General features: G+C 52.0%; 8 protein-coding genes. 4 read left to right on the top strand and 4 right to left on the bottom strand.

Features of this window, described 5'->3' with window-relative positions; all coding sequences use genetic code 11:
- The first annotated feature begins 163 nt into the window (after nt 1-163).
- A complete protein-coding gene (locus RIC19_RS25080) occupies nt 164-559 on the top strand; it encodes a DUF3276 family protein (RefSeq protein WP_350181140.1) in 396 nt (131 codons plus the stop codon).
- A gap of 297 nt (nt 560-856) precedes the next feature.
- Here RIC19_RS25080 and RIC19_RS25075 read toward each other — a convergent pair whose 3' ends face one another.
- Together RIC19_RS25075 and RIC19_RS25070 are read right to left on the bottom strand one after the other, a co-directional pair.
- Nucleotides 857-1,417 (bottom strand): outer membrane beta-barrel protein, encoded by a 561-nt coding sequence (locus RIC19_RS25075; RefSeq protein WP_350181139.1) that lies wholly within the window; start codon nt 1,415-1,417, stop codon nt 857-859.
- Nucleotides 1,418-2,151: 734 nt separating this feature from the next.
- Nucleotides 2,152-4,248, bottom strand: coding sequence for a hypothetical protein (locus RIC19_RS25070; RefSeq protein ID WP_350181138.1), 2,097 nt, complete (start codon nt 4,246-4,248; stop codon nt 2,152-2,154).
- 231 nt (nt 4,249-4,479) lie between these two features.
- On the opposite strand from RIC19_RS25070, the gene RIC19_RS25065 reads away from it, so the two are divergent.
- Together RIC19_RS25065 and RIC19_RS25060 are read left to right on the top strand one after the other, a co-directional pair.
- Nucleotides 4,480-5,757: an asparagine synthetase B gene (locus RIC19_RS25065; protein ID WP_350181137.1), complete on the top strand. Its 1,278-nt coding sequence runs from the start codon at nt 4,480-4,482 to the stop codon at nt 5,755-5,757.
- 10 nt (nt 5,758-5,767) lie between these two features.
- On the top strand, nt 5,768-6,937 hold the full coding sequence (locus RIC19_RS25060; RefSeq protein ID WP_350181136.1) for a S1C family serine protease: 1,170 nt from the start codon (nt 5,768-5,770) through the stop codon (nt 6,935-6,937).
- On the opposite strand, the gene RIC19_RS25055 is transcribed toward RIC19_RS25060, so the two are convergent.
- Nucleotides 6,938-7,537 (bottom strand): pyridoxamine 5'-phosphate oxidase family protein, encoded by a 600-nt coding sequence (locus RIC19_RS25055; RefSeq protein ID WP_350181135.1) that lies wholly within the window; start codon nt 7,535-7,537, stop codon nt 6,938-6,940.
- A 552-nt stretch (nt 7,538-8,089) separates the two neighbouring features.
- Here RIC19_RS25055 and RIC19_RS25050 point away from each other — a divergent pair.
- Nucleotides 8,090-8,719 (top strand): MarC family NAAT transporter, encoded by a 630-nt coding sequence (locus RIC19_RS25050; protein WP_350181134.1) that lies wholly within the window; start codon nt 8,090-8,092, stop codon nt 8,717-8,719.
- Nucleotides 8,720-8,737: 18 nt separating this feature from the next.
- Here the strand turns inward: RIC19_RS25050 and RIC19_RS25045 are convergent, their stop codons facing one another.
- The gene (locus tag RIC19_RS25045) at nt 8,738-16,420 is read right to left on the bottom strand and encodes a T9SS type B sorting domain-containing protein (protein ID WP_350181133.1); all 7,683 of its coding nucleotides are present in this window, start codon (nt 16,418-16,420) and stop codon (nt 8,738-8,740) included.
- Nucleotides 16,421-16,716 lie beyond the last annotated feature (296 nt).

Genomic DNA, 16,716 nt, shown 5'->3' with positions numbered 1-16,716 from the left:
TAAGCAGTACAACTTTCTTTCAGTCACCACCTTGGCAGGTTTTTGCAGCACCGAAAGTTGTGCTGCTTATTTTTTTTGTGCCACATTCTGTTTTTTGAAATATCCCGCAAATATTTACTTTTGTAAGGCACGGTTTTATTTACGTAACTAAACCTCACAAGTAGTGGATAACGGGAGTAACCAAAGAAGATTTGAGAGCGAATTCTCGCTCAAGATGAAGGCTGGCAAACGAAGAACCTACTTCTTTGATGTGCGGCGAACGAAAGGCGATGACTTTTATGTTACCCTCACGGAAAGCACCAAGAAACACGACAGTGACAGATTCGAACGGCATAAAATCTTTTTGTACAAAGAAGATTTTAATCGCTTTTTAAGCCACCTCGAAGAAACCATCGACCATGTCAAAGAACATCTGATGCCAGATTATGACTACGATGAGTTTACCCGCCGGCATGAAGAATACGATGAAGAGTACTCCTCAGATGATCGTTTCTCAGACAATGGAGGTTCGGATAAACCGGAAACAGGTTCTGATATCGACGACGATATCAGCTGGTAGTATAGGACAGAGGACTAAGAGCGTGTCGGGACTTTGGTCTTCTAGTCGAAAACTAACCATTTTTTGGTTATGCGAGGCATGAAAACCGGAGTTTAGCCTGAGTTAGATAGCCCTTCCCGCAGTTTGCGGGAAGGATTTTCGGGACGAAGCATAAGCAAAAAAGTGTCCCGGTGCACCGGAACAGACCGATTATTAAAGTCCCAACACGCTCTTAGTGAAGAAGTTAGAGCTTGCCCCGCATTTCTGCGGGGTTCATAAAGCCTTGATTTGCAATAGGAACGAGCTCCAAACATGCTCTCAGAGCCTCACGCTGATGCCGACGGTTGCAATCGACACGCCGAACCCTACTTCTCCAAACAGGCCTATTTTTTTGCCCAGGCAATACCGGGTGCCCAGAAATGCGGTGTAAAGGAAATTGCTGCCGGTGCGGCCTATGCCTCTTTCTGCCTTGACCTTCTCTTCTTCTCCTTGCATCATCTCAATATTGGAATCGGTATAGCCTACATTGAGGCCACCGTAGATGTTCCAGCAGCCCTGAAGCAGGCTACTGTGGGCTGCTGCCCGCATGGTTACGGTAGAGAAGTTGTTGCGCCACTGCGCGGTCGTACCGTCCAGGAACTGATGAACGCCAGACTCCGTGACAGAATAGGAGGCAGCGAGCCCCAGACTGAAGTTTTTGGTGAATTTGTAATCGGCAGTCAGACTCATCGGGAGCATTTTAGCCTTACCATGGTCCTTTACAAAGGTAGGCAGGACGCCAATGCCAAGGTTGATGTCAATATGTGGCTCAAAGCGCTGGGCTTGTACGAACTGAATGGTCAGGCAAAGTACAGTAAGGCTGAGGAATAGCTTTTTCATGGTTTTAATATTTTGGTGTTCTAAAGTTTATTGCCGGGCGGCCTTTTGGCGCGCAATCGGCAGTATATCGTATGTTTAAGCATGATTTTGCGCAGCGCCTGCCCGGTGCTGATGAACGGGCACTACTCGCCCGGTGCAATGCATTGACTGTATTGCACACGATTGAGAAAAAAGCAGTGAGGGGATGGTAAAGGCATAGTATTACCATTCGGCTCATTGCCGGTTTCACGATTTCCAACTTTGTACCCCAATTGTATTGATAGCAATAGAGCTATCTTATTTGTAGACTGAGCGCTTGTGTTCCTTGTTCATATCTATGCACGAAGCTCAATTTATTAGCATTGACGCAAAAAATCAAGTCTTCGTTGGGTGTTTAGTCAGGTATGGGCACTTTTTTTAAGTTTTTTTAATCAAGTGCCGTTTTTTATTTAGATAATGGTAAAACGAGTGTTGCCTTGTTTTGGTGTGCAGGCAGAAAAAATTAAGATTTACCCAATCACCTCTCTTGTTACAAGTTACAAGATAAGAGGTCGCTCACAAAAGGTCAATGATAGAAAAGGAGATAAGTCAGCTTTCTGACTAAGGTAGCTGAAGTTTTCAGCAAAGGTTACTTACTATTACTCTATGCAATTAACTATTGAAACGTTGCACTGCCACCAAAAATAAGTTATGCATAGAGTGCCAAAAGCGCAGAGAAGAAACCCCAAAGCCTATTATTTTACAACCAACACGCTCTAATAGGCGCCAAAGTAACGCCGCATGCCCCATTCTGCGACAAGCAACAACAGCAGCAGGCCAAACAGCCATTTGAAGTTGAGGACAGGTTGTGTCTGTGCCGTTTCATAAATAACAGGTTTGACCGTATCCCTGCCCCGTATCGCTGCCGCAATTTCGGGAATGGCATCCGGGTAAAAGACAGCCCCGCCGTATTGTTTGCTCAGCAGGCGCAGGGTATTGTGGTTGGCAGTCGTTTCGTATTGCTCAAGCTGAATAGGCTGAATGCTGAACTGCCCGTCGTAGGTAAACTGCTCACCGGAAAAGAATACGTTTCCTGTAAATTGGTAGTTGCCTACTGGCAGAATGCCTGCATTGAGGCGGTAAGCATTGCCGGCTCTGTTGAAGGTGAAGTTGTATTCTTTGCCGGAGGCATCCTTTACGGTCAGGCTGGCATCCGGTTCATTGATGAGCTCAAAACTTTGGTTGTACAGTTCGGCATCGAAATAGACCGGTTCGTTTTCATCGAAGATGTTTTTATTGAGGCTGACCCGGAACCGGCGTTTGTCTTCTTTCAGGCTCAGGTACTGCACGACTTTGCCAATGAGCTCATCGAAGCGCTCATGGTCCTGATTTTGCAAATAGTCAAACAGGCGCCAGCGCCAGATGCCTTCTCCACCGAGCACGCCCACTTTGGTGCCGCTGCCTTCGCCAAGGACCAGGAGAGGGTAGTTGGTTTCCACCTTGCCGATACGCTGGTAGAGCAGAGCGGAAGCGCTGCTCTCAATATCATAGTCGCCAAAGACTGCCGTTAGCGGAGTGTAGCCCGGCAGTTGCTCCTTCAGGTCTTCGCTAAGCTGGAACAGGTTGAAGCCCGGCTTGATGTAGGCCTGAACCTGATTGGCTGAATTCCCGCGCTTTTGGATACTCAGCACGCGTTGAGCCTGATTGAACTGCTGCAGGTCCGTTTGGTTGCCCACTACAAACAAGTGCGGGACTTTGTCACGGGCAATAGCATTCAGGACCGTCGTTGCCGCGTTGGCACGGCTCGGCAAATTGTGCAGAATGATAAAGTCGTAAGCAGCAGGGGATTCCTCCAGATTGGCAATAGTAGCTGTTGTCACCTCATAGTTTTGGTTGGAGGATAAAGCCTGCCGGAAAGCGGTGAGGTCAGGATGGGGCGCATTGCCCAGCACCAGTATTTTCTGACGGGCGTCCAGTACATCAATAAAGATATCTTTGCTGTTGTTGACGGTAGTAGCTTCCTCCGGGATTTCGCTTAGGCTAATCCGGAACCGCTGCACTCCGGCCTGATCGGTATTCAGGATGTACTCCCGGGTCTCAAACCAGCTGTTTTGGTTGATTGTGACCGGCTCCTGCTGTAACAACTGAGCTTTCCCATTGACGATTTTGTAGATATTGACCCGGCTATCGCTGCCCGCTGCGTTATCGGCGGCAAGGTCGACCTGAATGCTGAATTTATCACCGAGGTAGACAATGCGGTTGTGAAAAACGCGCTTGACCAGCAGGTCGCGCTTTGCGGTAGTATCGCCCAGGGGAATGGTGAAAAGGGGCGCATCCAGTGGTGCATTCGCGTAAAGCGGGTTGCTGCCCTTGTTGTAGATGCCATCAGACGCCAGGACGATAGCCCCGAGGTTTTGACCGCTGTAAAGATCATAGAGCGTAGAAAGAGCTTCCGCAATATTGCTTTGCTTGTCTTCGAATGCTGTGTCCAGCCCTTCCCGGACCTCACTGCCAAAACCGTAGGTTTTGACTTCGAAATCGCCCTCCAGTTCTTCTTGCAGGGCCTTGAGGCGGCTAAGGTAGGCGTCTTTGCCCTCAGCAAGGGCACTGCCCACCGATTCTGACTGGTCTTGTGCAATAAGAATGATGGGGTTCTTGACCTCTCTGACAACGTGCCGCAACAACGGCGTGAGCAGTAAGATCGCAATCAGGCTTACCGCCACGAACCGAAGGAGGCCCAGGGCAATATTTAGGGTACGGCCCTGTGATCGGAATGCAGTAGACCGGTAGTAGAGGACCCCTGCGAAAAGCCCGCCAAGCAAGAGGCAGAGGAGAAGATACCACACTGGATACTGAAAGCTTAAATTGTCCATCAATTCTTTTGTTTTTCTGCGCCCGTTTGCAGCGCGCACAATAATAACGGATTTTTCAGGAGACCACCTGAACCTCCTGTTAGTATTTTGTTAAAACACTAACTGAGGCATACATTTGAATGCGTAATCGTTTATTATCTATATTACGAGCTAACTATACAATTGCATCCCGTAAAATGTTGGAACCGGAGGGACATCCTTCAGGAACAGCAAAAGAAATCTGAAGTATTCATGAAGAAATTAATGCAGATCGCGTTTTTCCTACTCCTCGCCGCTCAGGTGCAGGCTTCTTATATTCTGCTGCCCATGGACCATGAAGTCCAAAAAGACCACCTCAAAGCCTACGGGATCACCTACTGGGTGTTGTCGAGCAACGTTGAAGCCTGGTGGCTGCTCAATTACCGGGGCGGCAGCTTCGCTTTCCCCTACAATCGTACCTTTGAAAAAGAGTGCCTCACCCGGGGCGTAACCTATGAAGTGGTAGCAGATGGGCAGTTCAATGCCATTCTCAATGAAATTGCAGACCCGGAGGTCAACATGGAGGCCATCAAACTGGAAAAAGCCCCTAAAATTGCGGTGTATACGCCAGACTTCAACGCCCGGGGCGAAAAAATACAACCCTGGGATGATGCCGTTACGCTGGTCCTCACCTACGCCGAAATCCCTTACGAAACCATCTACGACCGCGAGGTGCTTAACGACGAGCTGACCAAATACGACTGGCTCCACCTGCACCACGAAGATTTCACAGGGCAGTATGGCCGGTTTTACCGTACTTACCACAATCAGACTTGGTACAAGGAAAACCAGCGCAAAATGGAGGAACTGGCCTACGACCTGGGCTTCAGTAAAGTGTCTCAGCTCAAACTGTCTGTGGTGAAGCGTATCAAAGAGTACGTTGTCGGGGGCGGCTTTATGTTCGCGATGTGCTCTGCAACGGATACCTACGATATTGCCCTGGCCGCGGAAGGCATAGACATCTGTGCGGAAATGTACGACGGCGACCCTGTCGACCCTAACGCACAGTCTAAACTCGACTATTCCAAGACTTTTGCCTTTGAAGGCTTCGAGCTGGAGCGAAACCCTCTGGAGTACGAATACTCCGATGTCGACCACTCCAGGGGCCGGAGGGTGAACCCCGAACAAGACTACTTCACCTTATTCGACTTTTCTGCGAAGTGGGACCCCGTGCCTACCATGCTCACCCAAAACCATACCCGGACGGTAAAGGGCTTTATGGGGCAGACCACGGCTTTTCGCAACAGTACCATCAAGTCGAATATCCTGATACTGGGAGAAAACAAACCCGCTAAAGAAGCGCGTTATATCCATAGCGAGTACGGGCAGGGCTTTTTCACGTTCTACGGTGGGCACGACCCTGAGGACTACCGCCACTATGTACAGGACCCGGAGACCGACCTCAACCTGCACCCTAAGTCGCCCGGCTACCGCCTGATCCTGAACAATATCCTGTTCCCTGCTGCTAAAAAGAAAAAGCGTAAAACATAACATAGACCGTATGAATAACCGATTTAGCATCTTTATTTGGCTGGCATTGCTAGGCTGTGGTTTTTTTGCTGGTGCAGCCTGGACCTCGCGCGCAGATGCAGATCCATCCGGAGAACCGGAATTAGTAGCTGAAACTGCCGACCCTGATGTTTCTGCAAAGAAAGGCACCGGCAACCTTCCTGCCACACGGGAGCCTGCTGCTTCCCATGGGCTTAACCCTCAGGAACGGGCCAATATCCGGCTGTTCGAAGAGTCTGCGCCTTCGGTATGTTACATTACAACTACCAATGTGCGGCGTGATTATTTCAGTCGGAATATTACCGAAATCCCCAGGGGGAGCGGCTCTGGTTTTGTGTGGGACTACAAAGGGCATATTATTACCAATTACCATGTTATACAGGGGGCAGACCGGGCTACGGTCACTTTGGCTGACCGGAGTACCTGGCAGGCGGTGCCCGTTGGAGTGGCCCCGGAAAAAGATCTGGCGGTATTGCGCATAGAGGCACCCCGCAGCACCCTGCGTCCGATGCCGGTCGGCACTTCAGACAACCTGCAGGTAGGGCAGGCGGTCTATGCGATCGGCAACCCTTTCGGATTGGACCAGACGCTGACTACGGGCATTGTAAGTGCACTGGGCCGGGAAATTGAGTCAGTGGCCGGTATTCCCATACGGGATGTGATCCAAACAGATGCTGCCATCAACCCCGGAAATTCAGGAGGGCCACTGCTGGATAGCTCAGGGCGCCTGATTGGCGTCAATACAGCCATCTACAGCCCTTCTGGCGCTTCAGCCGGTATCGGTTTTTCCATTCCGGTGGATGTGGTAAGCTGGGTGGTTCCCGAGCTGATTGAGTTTGGCCGGCTGAAAAGGCCAACTCTGGGTGTGGAGTTGGCCCGCCCTCAGATCGTAGAGCGCTTAGGCCTTGATGGCGCTCTAGTTATCGATGTGATAGAGGGCAGTGGTGCTCAAAAAGCAGGTATCCGCCCCACCATGCGCGACCGCTACGGCAGTATCATTCTCGGAGACGTCATTACAGGCATAGACGGAGAGCCGGTGAACTCTACCAATGACCTCATCCTCATCCTTGAAAAGTATGAGCCCGGAGATGCTGTTGAAGTGGAGCTGCTACGCGACGAAAAGCGCCTGAAAGTACAACTTCGCCTCGATCCGGCCCAGTAGTTAAGGTGTAACCCAGTGCCCCTGCCAGCTGCCGTCTTGGTATTCAAACTGAGCTCGCTGATGGCCCTCATGGTGCAAATGCAGCAGATCTACCTTGAAGACCTGACAGGTAACGACCATAAAATGCTCAAAAGCTGAAGCGGTTTGCTCCAAATCCATATCGGCATGCCAATAATCCGGCAGGGGCACGGTATCCTTTTCCTGAGGGGTACCCGGTGCAGAAACAGTGGCATAACTAGTACGCCCTTGTACCGGCAAGCGGTCCCAAAGCTTTTGGCACCGGTCAGAACCTTGCTCCAGCACCACTCTGCCAATCATGCGGATCTGTACTTTCTTCCGTTCATCCCAAAACAGCCAGGATAGGAGAGGGGTATCCTGAAGCGCTTTTACTTTTTCCGAGCGGGCATCCGTAAATAGCGTAAGCATTCGCTGTTGCAAGTCAACATCGCGTAACACCACCACGCGTTGCTGAGCAAATCCATCCGCATCGATTGTGGCAATGATCGGTTTTTGGTAATCGCCTTTACGTTTAGCCGCAGCTTTGATGAGCAAATGCCAGGCATCGTGCAGGAACTTATCGGGCTGGTCAAATCTTTCCATAAAAAATAGTTTTAGCGGCACAGTTACAAAAATTGTGATTGAGATCACCTGAATTCATTGGTGGCAACCTTATTTTTGTGAAGGGTAAAAAAAAGTAATAAAAAACGTGACCTCGTCATTGTCCCGTAGTCTAAAGGGTATCTATGGACTGGTATTCATTCTGAACGTAAACAGAGCATTACCGTTCATAGAAAAGGGGAATGACGTTGATGCCAATTTGCGGGTATTTAAAGCTTGCAATTGGCTCAACATTCCGAATAAAAATACAGCATGAAAGTTTTTTCATGATACGAATATGGGTTTTAGGTGTTTTTCTGGGGAGCGAAGGTTTTCGCTCCCCTTTTTGTGGTGCCACTGCGCATTGTTTAGCTAGTGAAAAAAAGTAAAAAAATTAACCTGCCTCCAGAAACTTTCGGGATGTAAAGCATGTATATGAAGACTTGGAGGATAAGTTGACCGTCAATTATTTTGAATCCGGTGCTTATTCTTCTTGGTACAGAATTTTATTTTAACAAAAAAAAGGTGGAAATCCACCCAAAAGTACAAATCACTATGTTGGAGCTGTTTTTAGCAGTGCTGGCATCCCTCTTTTCCATGGTCAACCCGCTGGGTGCTATTCCGGTATTTCTGGCAATGACCCCGCACTACACCAGTCAAGAGCGGACACAGACGGCTTTACATACAAGCCTGTATTTTACTATGATACTGCTGGCGTTCTTTCTGGCGGGCTCGCTCATCCTGAGCTTCTTCGGAATTAGTATTAATGCCATGCGCATTGCAGGAGGGCTGGTCATTCTCCTGTCCGGATATTCACTCATGAGCGGTAAGTTTGCAGAAGGCCGGGCCGTGGACAAAAAGGTGAAGCAAGAGGCGCTCACCAAAGACGACATCTCTTTTTCGCCTATGGCTATGCCGTTGCTTTCGGGGCCGGGTTCCATTTCCTATCTGATTAGTATTCAGGCGGAGCATACCGACTGGGAGCCACGGTTACTGATTTCGGCAGTGGTGGTCACCATGGGCGCTATTGTTTATGCTGTATTGCGCTACTCGCCCTATTTGCAAAAGTTGCTGGGGGTAGCAGGGTTAAATGCCCTGAGCCGCATTATGGGATTCCTTGTGATGGCAATCGGCATCCAGAATATCATCACGGGCATTGTAGAGCTGGTAAAAGTATTAGCCTAAACTCTAATACGCTCTAAACTATCGCAGCAGGAGGACATCACCTGAGATAATGGTGGTGCCTCCGCTTGCTAAGTTAATTTCGGCATAAAAGGTGAATACATCACTGTCCATTTCACTTCCTCTGAATGTGCCATCCCAACCACAGTTTTCATCATTGAGGGCGCATTCCCGGACTTCGTGCACGAGGTTGCCCCACCGGTCAAAAATCCGGAATACCGTCAGGGTGCCGAGGTCTTCCCGGCTGTACAGCACAAAGCGGTCGTTATTGTTGTCGCCATTAGGCGAAAAGACCGTAGGGGCATACACAGGAGTGTCTTTAGTCACCTTCACGGTCACCTGCGCCTGGTCCTGGCAACCATTGCCATCCTGAGCCCATACCTGATAAAGGGTGGTAAGGGTTGGGGCTACGGTATAATCTGCGCCTTCCTGAATACCGGGCGATGGCCACCACCAAATAGAATCCGCAACGCCCGACAGGGTCATTGCCGAAAGGGTGATTTGCTGCCCTAGTTGAATAGTCGTATCAGGCCCCAGCTCAATATCAATCCCACTGGAAGCCGCTATGTTGACGATGGAGCTCCACTGACAGCCATTGGCATCTTCCAGCAAAATAGGGTAGGAGCCTGCTGTCAGGTTGACAAAGGCATTGTCCATCGATAGTGCACCTCCATTGATGGCAGAAACGAAAGGCGGGGTCCCTCCGGCCACTGCATCCAGTGCAATAGAACCATTCCGGTCTCCGGGGCAGGCCGGGCTTTCCGTCTGCCAATTTACGGTATCGATCAAAGGAGAGGATGCTGTAACTTCTACACTGTCGGTAAGTGCACAGCCATTGCTTTGGTCGGTGAGGGTGAGTACGTACCAGCCTTCAGCAGTAACCATGGTGGTGGGCTGGTCTGTTGGGCCTTCTATTGCAGCGCCGGCGCCGGCAGACCAGTTGAATAGCAGGGGCCCCTCTCCGGAGGAGGCCGTGGCGTTGAGGGTAATGCTGGTTTGGCTACAGCTCAACTCTGCAGGGGCCGCAATAACAATTTCCGGAAAATTGGCATCACTGTCGACGATCACCGTCTCGCTGGAAGAACAGCCGTTCGTGGTATCCGTGACAAGCAGGGTGTAAGGGCCGGGCATACTTACCTCTATGCTGGTGGAATCCTGGGCAATAACGATCCCGCTACTGTCCTGCCAGGTGTACATCAGACCGGGGCCTGTCTCCGAGCCGCTACCATCGAGCAGAACAGTTGTCCGGTTGCAGTTGAGCCTTGATGGGGGCACCACTTCAACAGAAGGGGCACTAAAGTCGCCATTGATTTGGAAAACGAGGGTGTCCAGGCACCCGGAACCCTGATCCTGTACAATCAAGCGGTAGCTCCCTACCTCTGAAATCCATTGCTGGGGTGCGGTCCCAATGGTGTTGAATGCACCACGCCGCCATTGGTAGTTGTACCCGGCTCCGGTACCACCCGTTGTTGCCGTGCCATCCATAAGCAGGCTGTCCATAGCGCAGTTAAGGGTGAGCAGGTCGGGATTGGAAAGACCGGCTTCCGGTGCAATCTGCCCGTCGGCAACAAAGGTAGAGTCCACCGCGCTACAGCCACTTTCCGGATCGGTAACGGAGATGAGGTACCAGCCTGCAGCACCAATCTGTGGGGTGGCGGTTGCTTGCCCGGAGATGATTTGCCCGGCTTCCGTTGTCCAAAGCAGGTCGCTCATCCCACTATCTGTTATTGCGCTGGCACTGAGCCGGATTGGATTGTTGTTGCAGGTGATCAGCGTGTCAGGGCCGGCTGTGACCACCGGGATGCGGTCATCGGCTTCTACGGAGACCGTGCCCATTACCGAGCAGCCATTGTCTGTGCGTTCTACCTGAACCTGGTAAACACCGGGCTGGAAGACCGTAGCCGTAGCCTGATCCGCTTGCTGTATTGGGAAGCCGCCCAAGCTACTCCATTGATAAATGAGGTTGCCCTGCGGATTACCGGTTGCGGTGATGTTTAAGCTGTCGGTAGCACAGGGGAACAGTAGCGTATCTGCCAGCTCAAGCGTAGGGGAGAGGGTGTCCTGGGTAACTTCTACGGTAACAGTACTGGTGCACCCCGAGGTGTCATTCTGAACTTCGAAGCCATAGAGTCCGGGGAGGCTGACGTCGATGCTGAGGGTGGGCACACAGGGGCCGGTAGGGTCACCATTCTCATTCAGCCGGTACCAGCAGGAACTGTAACCGGTGTCGCCGGGCAGGCTCCCCTGTAAGACTACCGATGGGGAGCCGCAGGTTATTACGGTATCGGGTATGGAGGGGATGGCTGGCAAATCGGTATTCTGAGTTACAAGCACGCTGTCGACATTCGTACAGCCGGTGGTGGTGTCCGTGACCATCAGTTCGTACCAGCCGGCTGTGTTGACGGATGGGTTGAATGTGGTACTTCCAGGGATATTGGCTACAGGGCCGCTCCAGGCGTACAAAATGGCATTGCCAAAAGCTGATCCACTACCGTCCAGGGTTACCGTAGGCGTGTTGCAGTTTAAAACTTGTGTCGGGCCGGCATCGGTGAGCGGGGGAAAGGTGTCAGCTTCTACTAAGACCTCATCTATGGCTTCGCATCCCGTAAAGCGGTCGGTTGCTACAATAGTGTACAGCCCCGCCTGGGTAACAGTGATGGAAGTCAGGGTATCTTCGGCAGGTGTGGCACCGTCAGTAGTGGACCATTGAAAGGCCAGGTCAGCGCCGGGAAGAGTAGAGGTGGTAAGTACTACAGAGGTGTCCCGGCAATTGAGTACCTGATCCGGGCCGGCGGTTAAATCCGGTGGCGTCGCCAGTTCAGTTACAGTAACGGTGACCTTGGCTGAAAACCCAAGGGTGTCTGTAGCATTGAGGGTGTAAAGGCCGGGCTGATTGACTACAATTTCCAGACTGTCGGGATCGCTTAGGATGTTTCCTTCGGTGGTGGTCCAGTTGACGGTACAACCGATACAGGGCTCGCAAAAACTACCACTGAGGGCGACCTGCAGAACGTTGCAGGTAAGGGTGTCGGTGGGAATGCTATCCAGACAGGGGACACACTCTTGTTGAGTCACCAGAACATCCCGAAAGCTTGAGCAGTTGTTTGCGGGATTGGTCACCGTGAGCCGGACGGTACCTGCAGTATCCAGCAAGACGGTCACACTGTCTGCTCCATCAAGGATCACATTGCCTTCCCAGGCGTATACGTACTGCGGCCCCTGAGGCACCACAAAAGCCTGTAGCCAGAAGGAGTCCTGCATACAAGGGATGATGGTAGAGCTGAAGTTCAAATCAGGGAGGTTGTCACTGCGTTGTACCACGACGATATCCTCAGCAAAACACCCGTTTGTGCTATCCAAAACGGTCAGAAAGTAGGTGCTGGCGTCATTCACGAAAATACTGAAGCTGTCCCTGACAAAAGTCTCGTCATCGAGCTTGGTCCAGGTGTAACCAATACCGGGGCCAGAGGAGGAGCCTGCTGCACTTAGGATGGTGGTGGGTTCCGGGCAGGTCAGGGTATCCCCGGCGCCCGCTTCGGCGATGGGGGCAATGGTGTTGGAAGGCACCACTACGGTCAGGGTATCGCTCAGGTTGAAGGTGGTATTGGTGGCAATGAACTGATAGGTGCCCGGGCAGCGCACAATGGGCTGCAGAGTGGTCTCCCCGGATTCTATACAGCCGGCATTCGGCGGGATCCAGGTATAGACGATGTTCGGGCCACTTTCACTCCCTGTGGCATCCAACATGATATCCTGTACGGTACAGGTGAGGGTATCAGGCGCGGCGATGACCAAGCCCGGGCTACAGTCGAAAGTGGCGGCAACAGAAGCCGTGTCCGGGCAGTCGCCGGCGGTATTATTGGCAATGAGGGTGTAGATGCCAGCACTGTCGATCGTAAAACTTAGCCCGGCTGGGGTGATGGGGCTGTCGTTAAAGAACCAATCGAAGGTAGTGCCTTCGGAAGCTGTTGCATCCAGTAAAGCAGTGCCTTCCGTGCAGGAAAGTACGATAGTATCCGGTAAAATGGCATTGGGGCTCAGGGGGTCGCGGGTCACGGTGACGGTATCTGTGGCGGTGCAACCATTCAGAGAGTCCGTTACAGAAAGGATATAAATGCCGTCGCAGGTAGCGGTGATGTCCTGACCGGCCGGATCACCGGATAAACAGGGGCCGGACCAGTTGAAAACTGTATTTTCGATCGTGCTGCCCGTTGCACTCAGCATGACCTGTTGAAGGGCACAATCCAATTCCTGATCGGCCCCGGCAATGGCATCGGGGAAATTGAAGTTTCCGGTTACTCCAACCGTATCGGTAGCTTCGCAACCGGTAGTGGTATTCCGAACATGGATGATGTACGTCCCCGGTGCATTGGCTACTGCAAACCTTTCGTTGGCAGGGCCGGTGATCCCTCCGTTTGGCCCGGACCAGTTGTACACTATTTCCGGCCCCTGACTGGTATTGCTGCTGCCCAGCAGTACCGTAGGTTGCAGGCAGTTGATCAGTGTATCCGGCCCGGCATTGGCTACCGGGGGCAGGGTATCCTGAAAGACCTGAATCTGGGTGGTTTGCGTACATCCGGTGCTATCGTTCTCTACCTCCAGTTGATAGATGCCGGCTGCATTGACTGTGGGCATAAGGGTATTGGTGCCCGAAACAAAACTGCCGTTACCGGTTGTGCTCCAGCTGAAGCTAAAGCCAGGGCCGGTATCGGAATTACTACCGTCCAGTGGGACCTCCGCTACCGTGCAATTGAGCCGCAGGGGGGCTGCCAGTGCAGCTCCGGGGGAAAGGGTGTCGATATTGACAACAGCGAAAGCGGTGTCGAAGCAGCCGTTCTGCGTATTCGTCACCACCAACATATATACGCCGGGGCTGCCTACGGTGGCCTGCAGGGTGTTGGTGTCTACCAGGCCTGTCCCTACGATCTCCACCCAGTCATAGTCAAATTGAATACCCAGGCTGGAGCCGCTACCATCTAGTAAAACAGTTGTGCTATCGCAGGTCAGTGTCCGGTCTGGCCCGGCAGTTGCCAGAGGCTGCAGGGTATCTAGCGCAACGGTCACAACAGCAGTATCTGCACAGGAATTGGTGGTGTCGGTTACAATCAGTTGATAAGCGCCTGGCGCATCAACGTTGGCATTGAACCCATCGGTGGAAGCCGGCGCCTGAGGGTTGCCAGACCAGGTGTAGGTAATGTTCGGGCCAGAGGAGGAGCCGGTGCCCATTAGGGTGAGATTTGGCTGAGCACAGCTTAGGGTGTCTGGAGCAGGCAGCACTGCGTTGACAACAGTAATGTCTTCGATTACGGTGGTATTAGCCGTACCCTGGCAGCCATTCAGGCTGTTTTCTGCTATCAGGGTGTACACGCCACTTTGGTCTACGGTTATGGTCAGCGCATTAGGGTCGGTCAGAATATTGCCTTCGGTAGAAGACCAGGCGTACACCGGAGCGGGGCCAGCGCCAACCACACTCCCGGAAAAACTCACCGTGGGCTGCGTGCAGGTCAGAATATCAGGTATCGGAAGGTTAACTCTGGGAGCAATTGTATCGTATCCGACCATTACCGTCGCCGAGTCCCGGCAATTCGTCAGGGTGTTTTCCACCATAAGCTGATAGGTGCCGCCCTGACTGACCACCGGAAATAACGTTGTGCCATCCTGAAGCAGATTGCCAGCCTCATCGCTCCACTCATAAGCAAAATTTGGGCCTTCGGAGGAGCCACTGCCATCCAAAGTGATTTCGGGAAACAGACAGGAGAGCAAGGTGTCGGTACCGGGCTCTACGGAAGGTAAATCCTGGTCTTCCAGCACAGTTGTCATAGAGGTATCACTGCAACGGTTGTCTATATCGGTTACTACGAGGAAATAACTGCCTGGATCGTTGGCAACGGCGGTAGGTTGAAAAACATCGCTCACAATATTACCATCAGGTGTATACCAAAAGTAAGTATAGTTGGGGTCGGGGGTGGTTATGCCGCCAAGCTCCACCTGTCCCTGTGTGCAGTTGAGGGTGTCCTGCGGGCCGGCATCGGACACAGGGGGGATCGTGTCAATTTCCACCACAAGGGTATCAAAGGTGGTACAGGTGGTCATGTCTGTCGAGACTTGCCTGACTTCCAGGACGAAAGCGCCTGCCTGAGCGACGGTTTGGGTTGGTGCTGTGCCGAGCGTTGTGCCATCGGGCGCATACCACTGATAGCTGAGCTGACCGGCGGGCGTGGAACCTGTGCCATTGAGTTCTACGGATGACGTGATGCAGGTCAGGTTAAAGGCAGGGGCGATACTTGCAATGGGCTCCAGTACTTCCAATGTGATGTTGAGGGTACTGTCGCAGTTCAGGGCGGAAGTGAGGAAGAAACTATAGAAGCCAGCTTCAGTCAGCAGGCTGTCCCTAACCGCGAAGCTTTCTCCCTGGCAAATAGTCACGGTAGTGTCTACGATATTAGGTGGTGGCACCGTGAGGTCAAGAGTGACGATGCTGTCACAGCCAGCTGCGGAGGTAATCGTATCCCGGTAAGTACCAGTCATATTGTAAATATTGCCCCCAACCTGAATAAACTGCCCCGGGCATAGGGTATCCACAAGGTTGACTTCAAGGGGCGGCAGTACGGTCAGGTCTACCTGCACGAGGCTGTCGCAACCGGCATAACTCATTAATTCGATTTCATAGAAGCCGGTGTTTTTCAGGATGGTATCCCCAACGATAAGGCTGTCGCCCAGGCAAAGGGTTTCCTCCAGGAGCTCGGTGGCAGGAAGGGGTAAGATGGTCACCTGAATGCAGCTATCGCTGAGTGCTCCGCAGAACCGTGGCTCCAGGCCATCGAGGTTGTTGCGGATGCTGTCCAGGGTAAGGGTACCATCGGGCATAGGGATACTGTCTGCATCTTCGAGGTGGTAGCCCAGTCCGCATATCTGGTAGCTGCCCGGCGCGAAGCCCGTCAGGTCAGGTTGGTCAGTGGTATCGAGGAGGATGCCATCTTGTCCAAGCAGGTAGGTGTACCCGTAAATGGCGGTATCCGGCGTTTGCCCATCATCGAAGGCGAGCAGTGGGTCTATGTCCAGGGTGCTATCGCCTTCGCAGGTCAGGATATCTTGTGCAAACAGGTTGCCGCCCTGCGCAAAGCAACAGTCGATCCCCCGGGCATCGCAAAACTCAATACGGAAGTACGTGATTTCCCCAATGTAGTCTGAAGGCGTATTCCCGATGTTGAGAGTCCAGGTGCCATTAGCCGGCCCTGCATTGAAGTCTTCCAGGCAGCCCTGATAGGGATAGTAGGAGCCGGTGTAGAGGTTAAGGTTGGAAAAATTCCCCGTTTGGTTGTTGTCCCAGCCAAAGAGGGAGCCGGGATCAGGGTCGGGGGTTTCCAGGCAGGGCACAAAACTGATATCCCAGATTGAGCCAAAAGTGAACTCAAACTGCTGATCTGTATTGGGGCCGATAAGGGTGACGGCCTGCCCGTTCGGTGCAGTCAGGGTAAGTACGAGATTGTCGACATACTGATGGGCAAAGCGGATTTCTACGCCACATATGCCCTGGTCTGCTGCACTAAGGTCATCATTGAAGATATCTACAACCTGATAGGTATAGGTAGGGCTTGAGTTTAGAGCAATGCCCAGCGTGTCTGTAAGCCCGCAGGGCTGTGCGAAAAGCAAAGAAGGCCCCCACAACAGGGCTGAACAAAAGAGGAAACAGGTCCGCCACATATTTTTTATGTCCTTGGGATTGATGGAACAGTTTTCAAAGTTACTATTATTTGGGGGAAAGCGGAAGCCCCTTAACTTTTGCCAGCCAATTTATGCATAAGTGCCTAACTATTTAAGGCTCAGAGTATATTTGGAGGTGATTTACCTTTAAAAACCAGTGATTTATGGTTCTGGCTAAACCTTTTTTTGCGCGTTTGGCGGAGCCTGCCCTGCAGAATTGCGGGGTCAAATAAGCTAAAAAAGGTGACGCCAGAGCCCGCCCCGCATTTCTGCGGGGTTCAAAAGTCCTTGGTTTG

The organism is Phaeodactylibacter sp. (assembly GCF_040219495.1).
Taxonomy (GTDB): Bacteria; Bacteroidota; Bacteroidia; order Chitinophagales; family Saprospiraceae; genus Phaeodactylibacter.
This window is presented reverse-complemented; position numbering and strand designations above follow the sequence as displayed.

Coding starts and splice junctions, on each gene's coding strand:
- RIC19_RS25075 (WP_350181139.1), bottom strand. CDS start 1,417: ATGAAAAAGCTATTCCTCAGCCTTACTGTACTTTGCCTGACCATTCAG.
- RIC19_RS25070 (WP_350181138.1), bottom strand. CDS start 4,248: ATGGACAATTTAAGCTTTCAGTATCCAGTGTGGTATCTTCTCCTCTGC.
- RIC19_RS25065 (WP_350181137.1), top strand. CDS start 4,480: ATGAAGAAATTAATGCAGATCGCGTTTTTCCTACTCCTCGCCGCTCAG.
- RIC19_RS25060 (WP_350181136.1), top strand. CDS start 5,768: ATGAATAACCGATTTAGCATCTTTATTTGGCTGGCATTGCTAGGCTGT.
- RIC19_RS25055 (WP_350181135.1), bottom strand. CDS start 7,537: ATGGAAAGATTTGACCAGCCCGATAAGTTCCTGCACGATGCCTGGCAT.
- RIC19_RS25050 (WP_350181134.1), top strand. CDS start 8,090: ATGTTGGAGCTGTTTTTAGCAGTGCTGGCATCCCTCTTTTCCATGGTC.
- RIC19_RS25045 (WP_350181133.1), bottom strand. CDS start 16,420: ATGTGGCGGACCTGTTTCCTCTTTTGTTCAGCCCTGTTGTGGGGGCCT.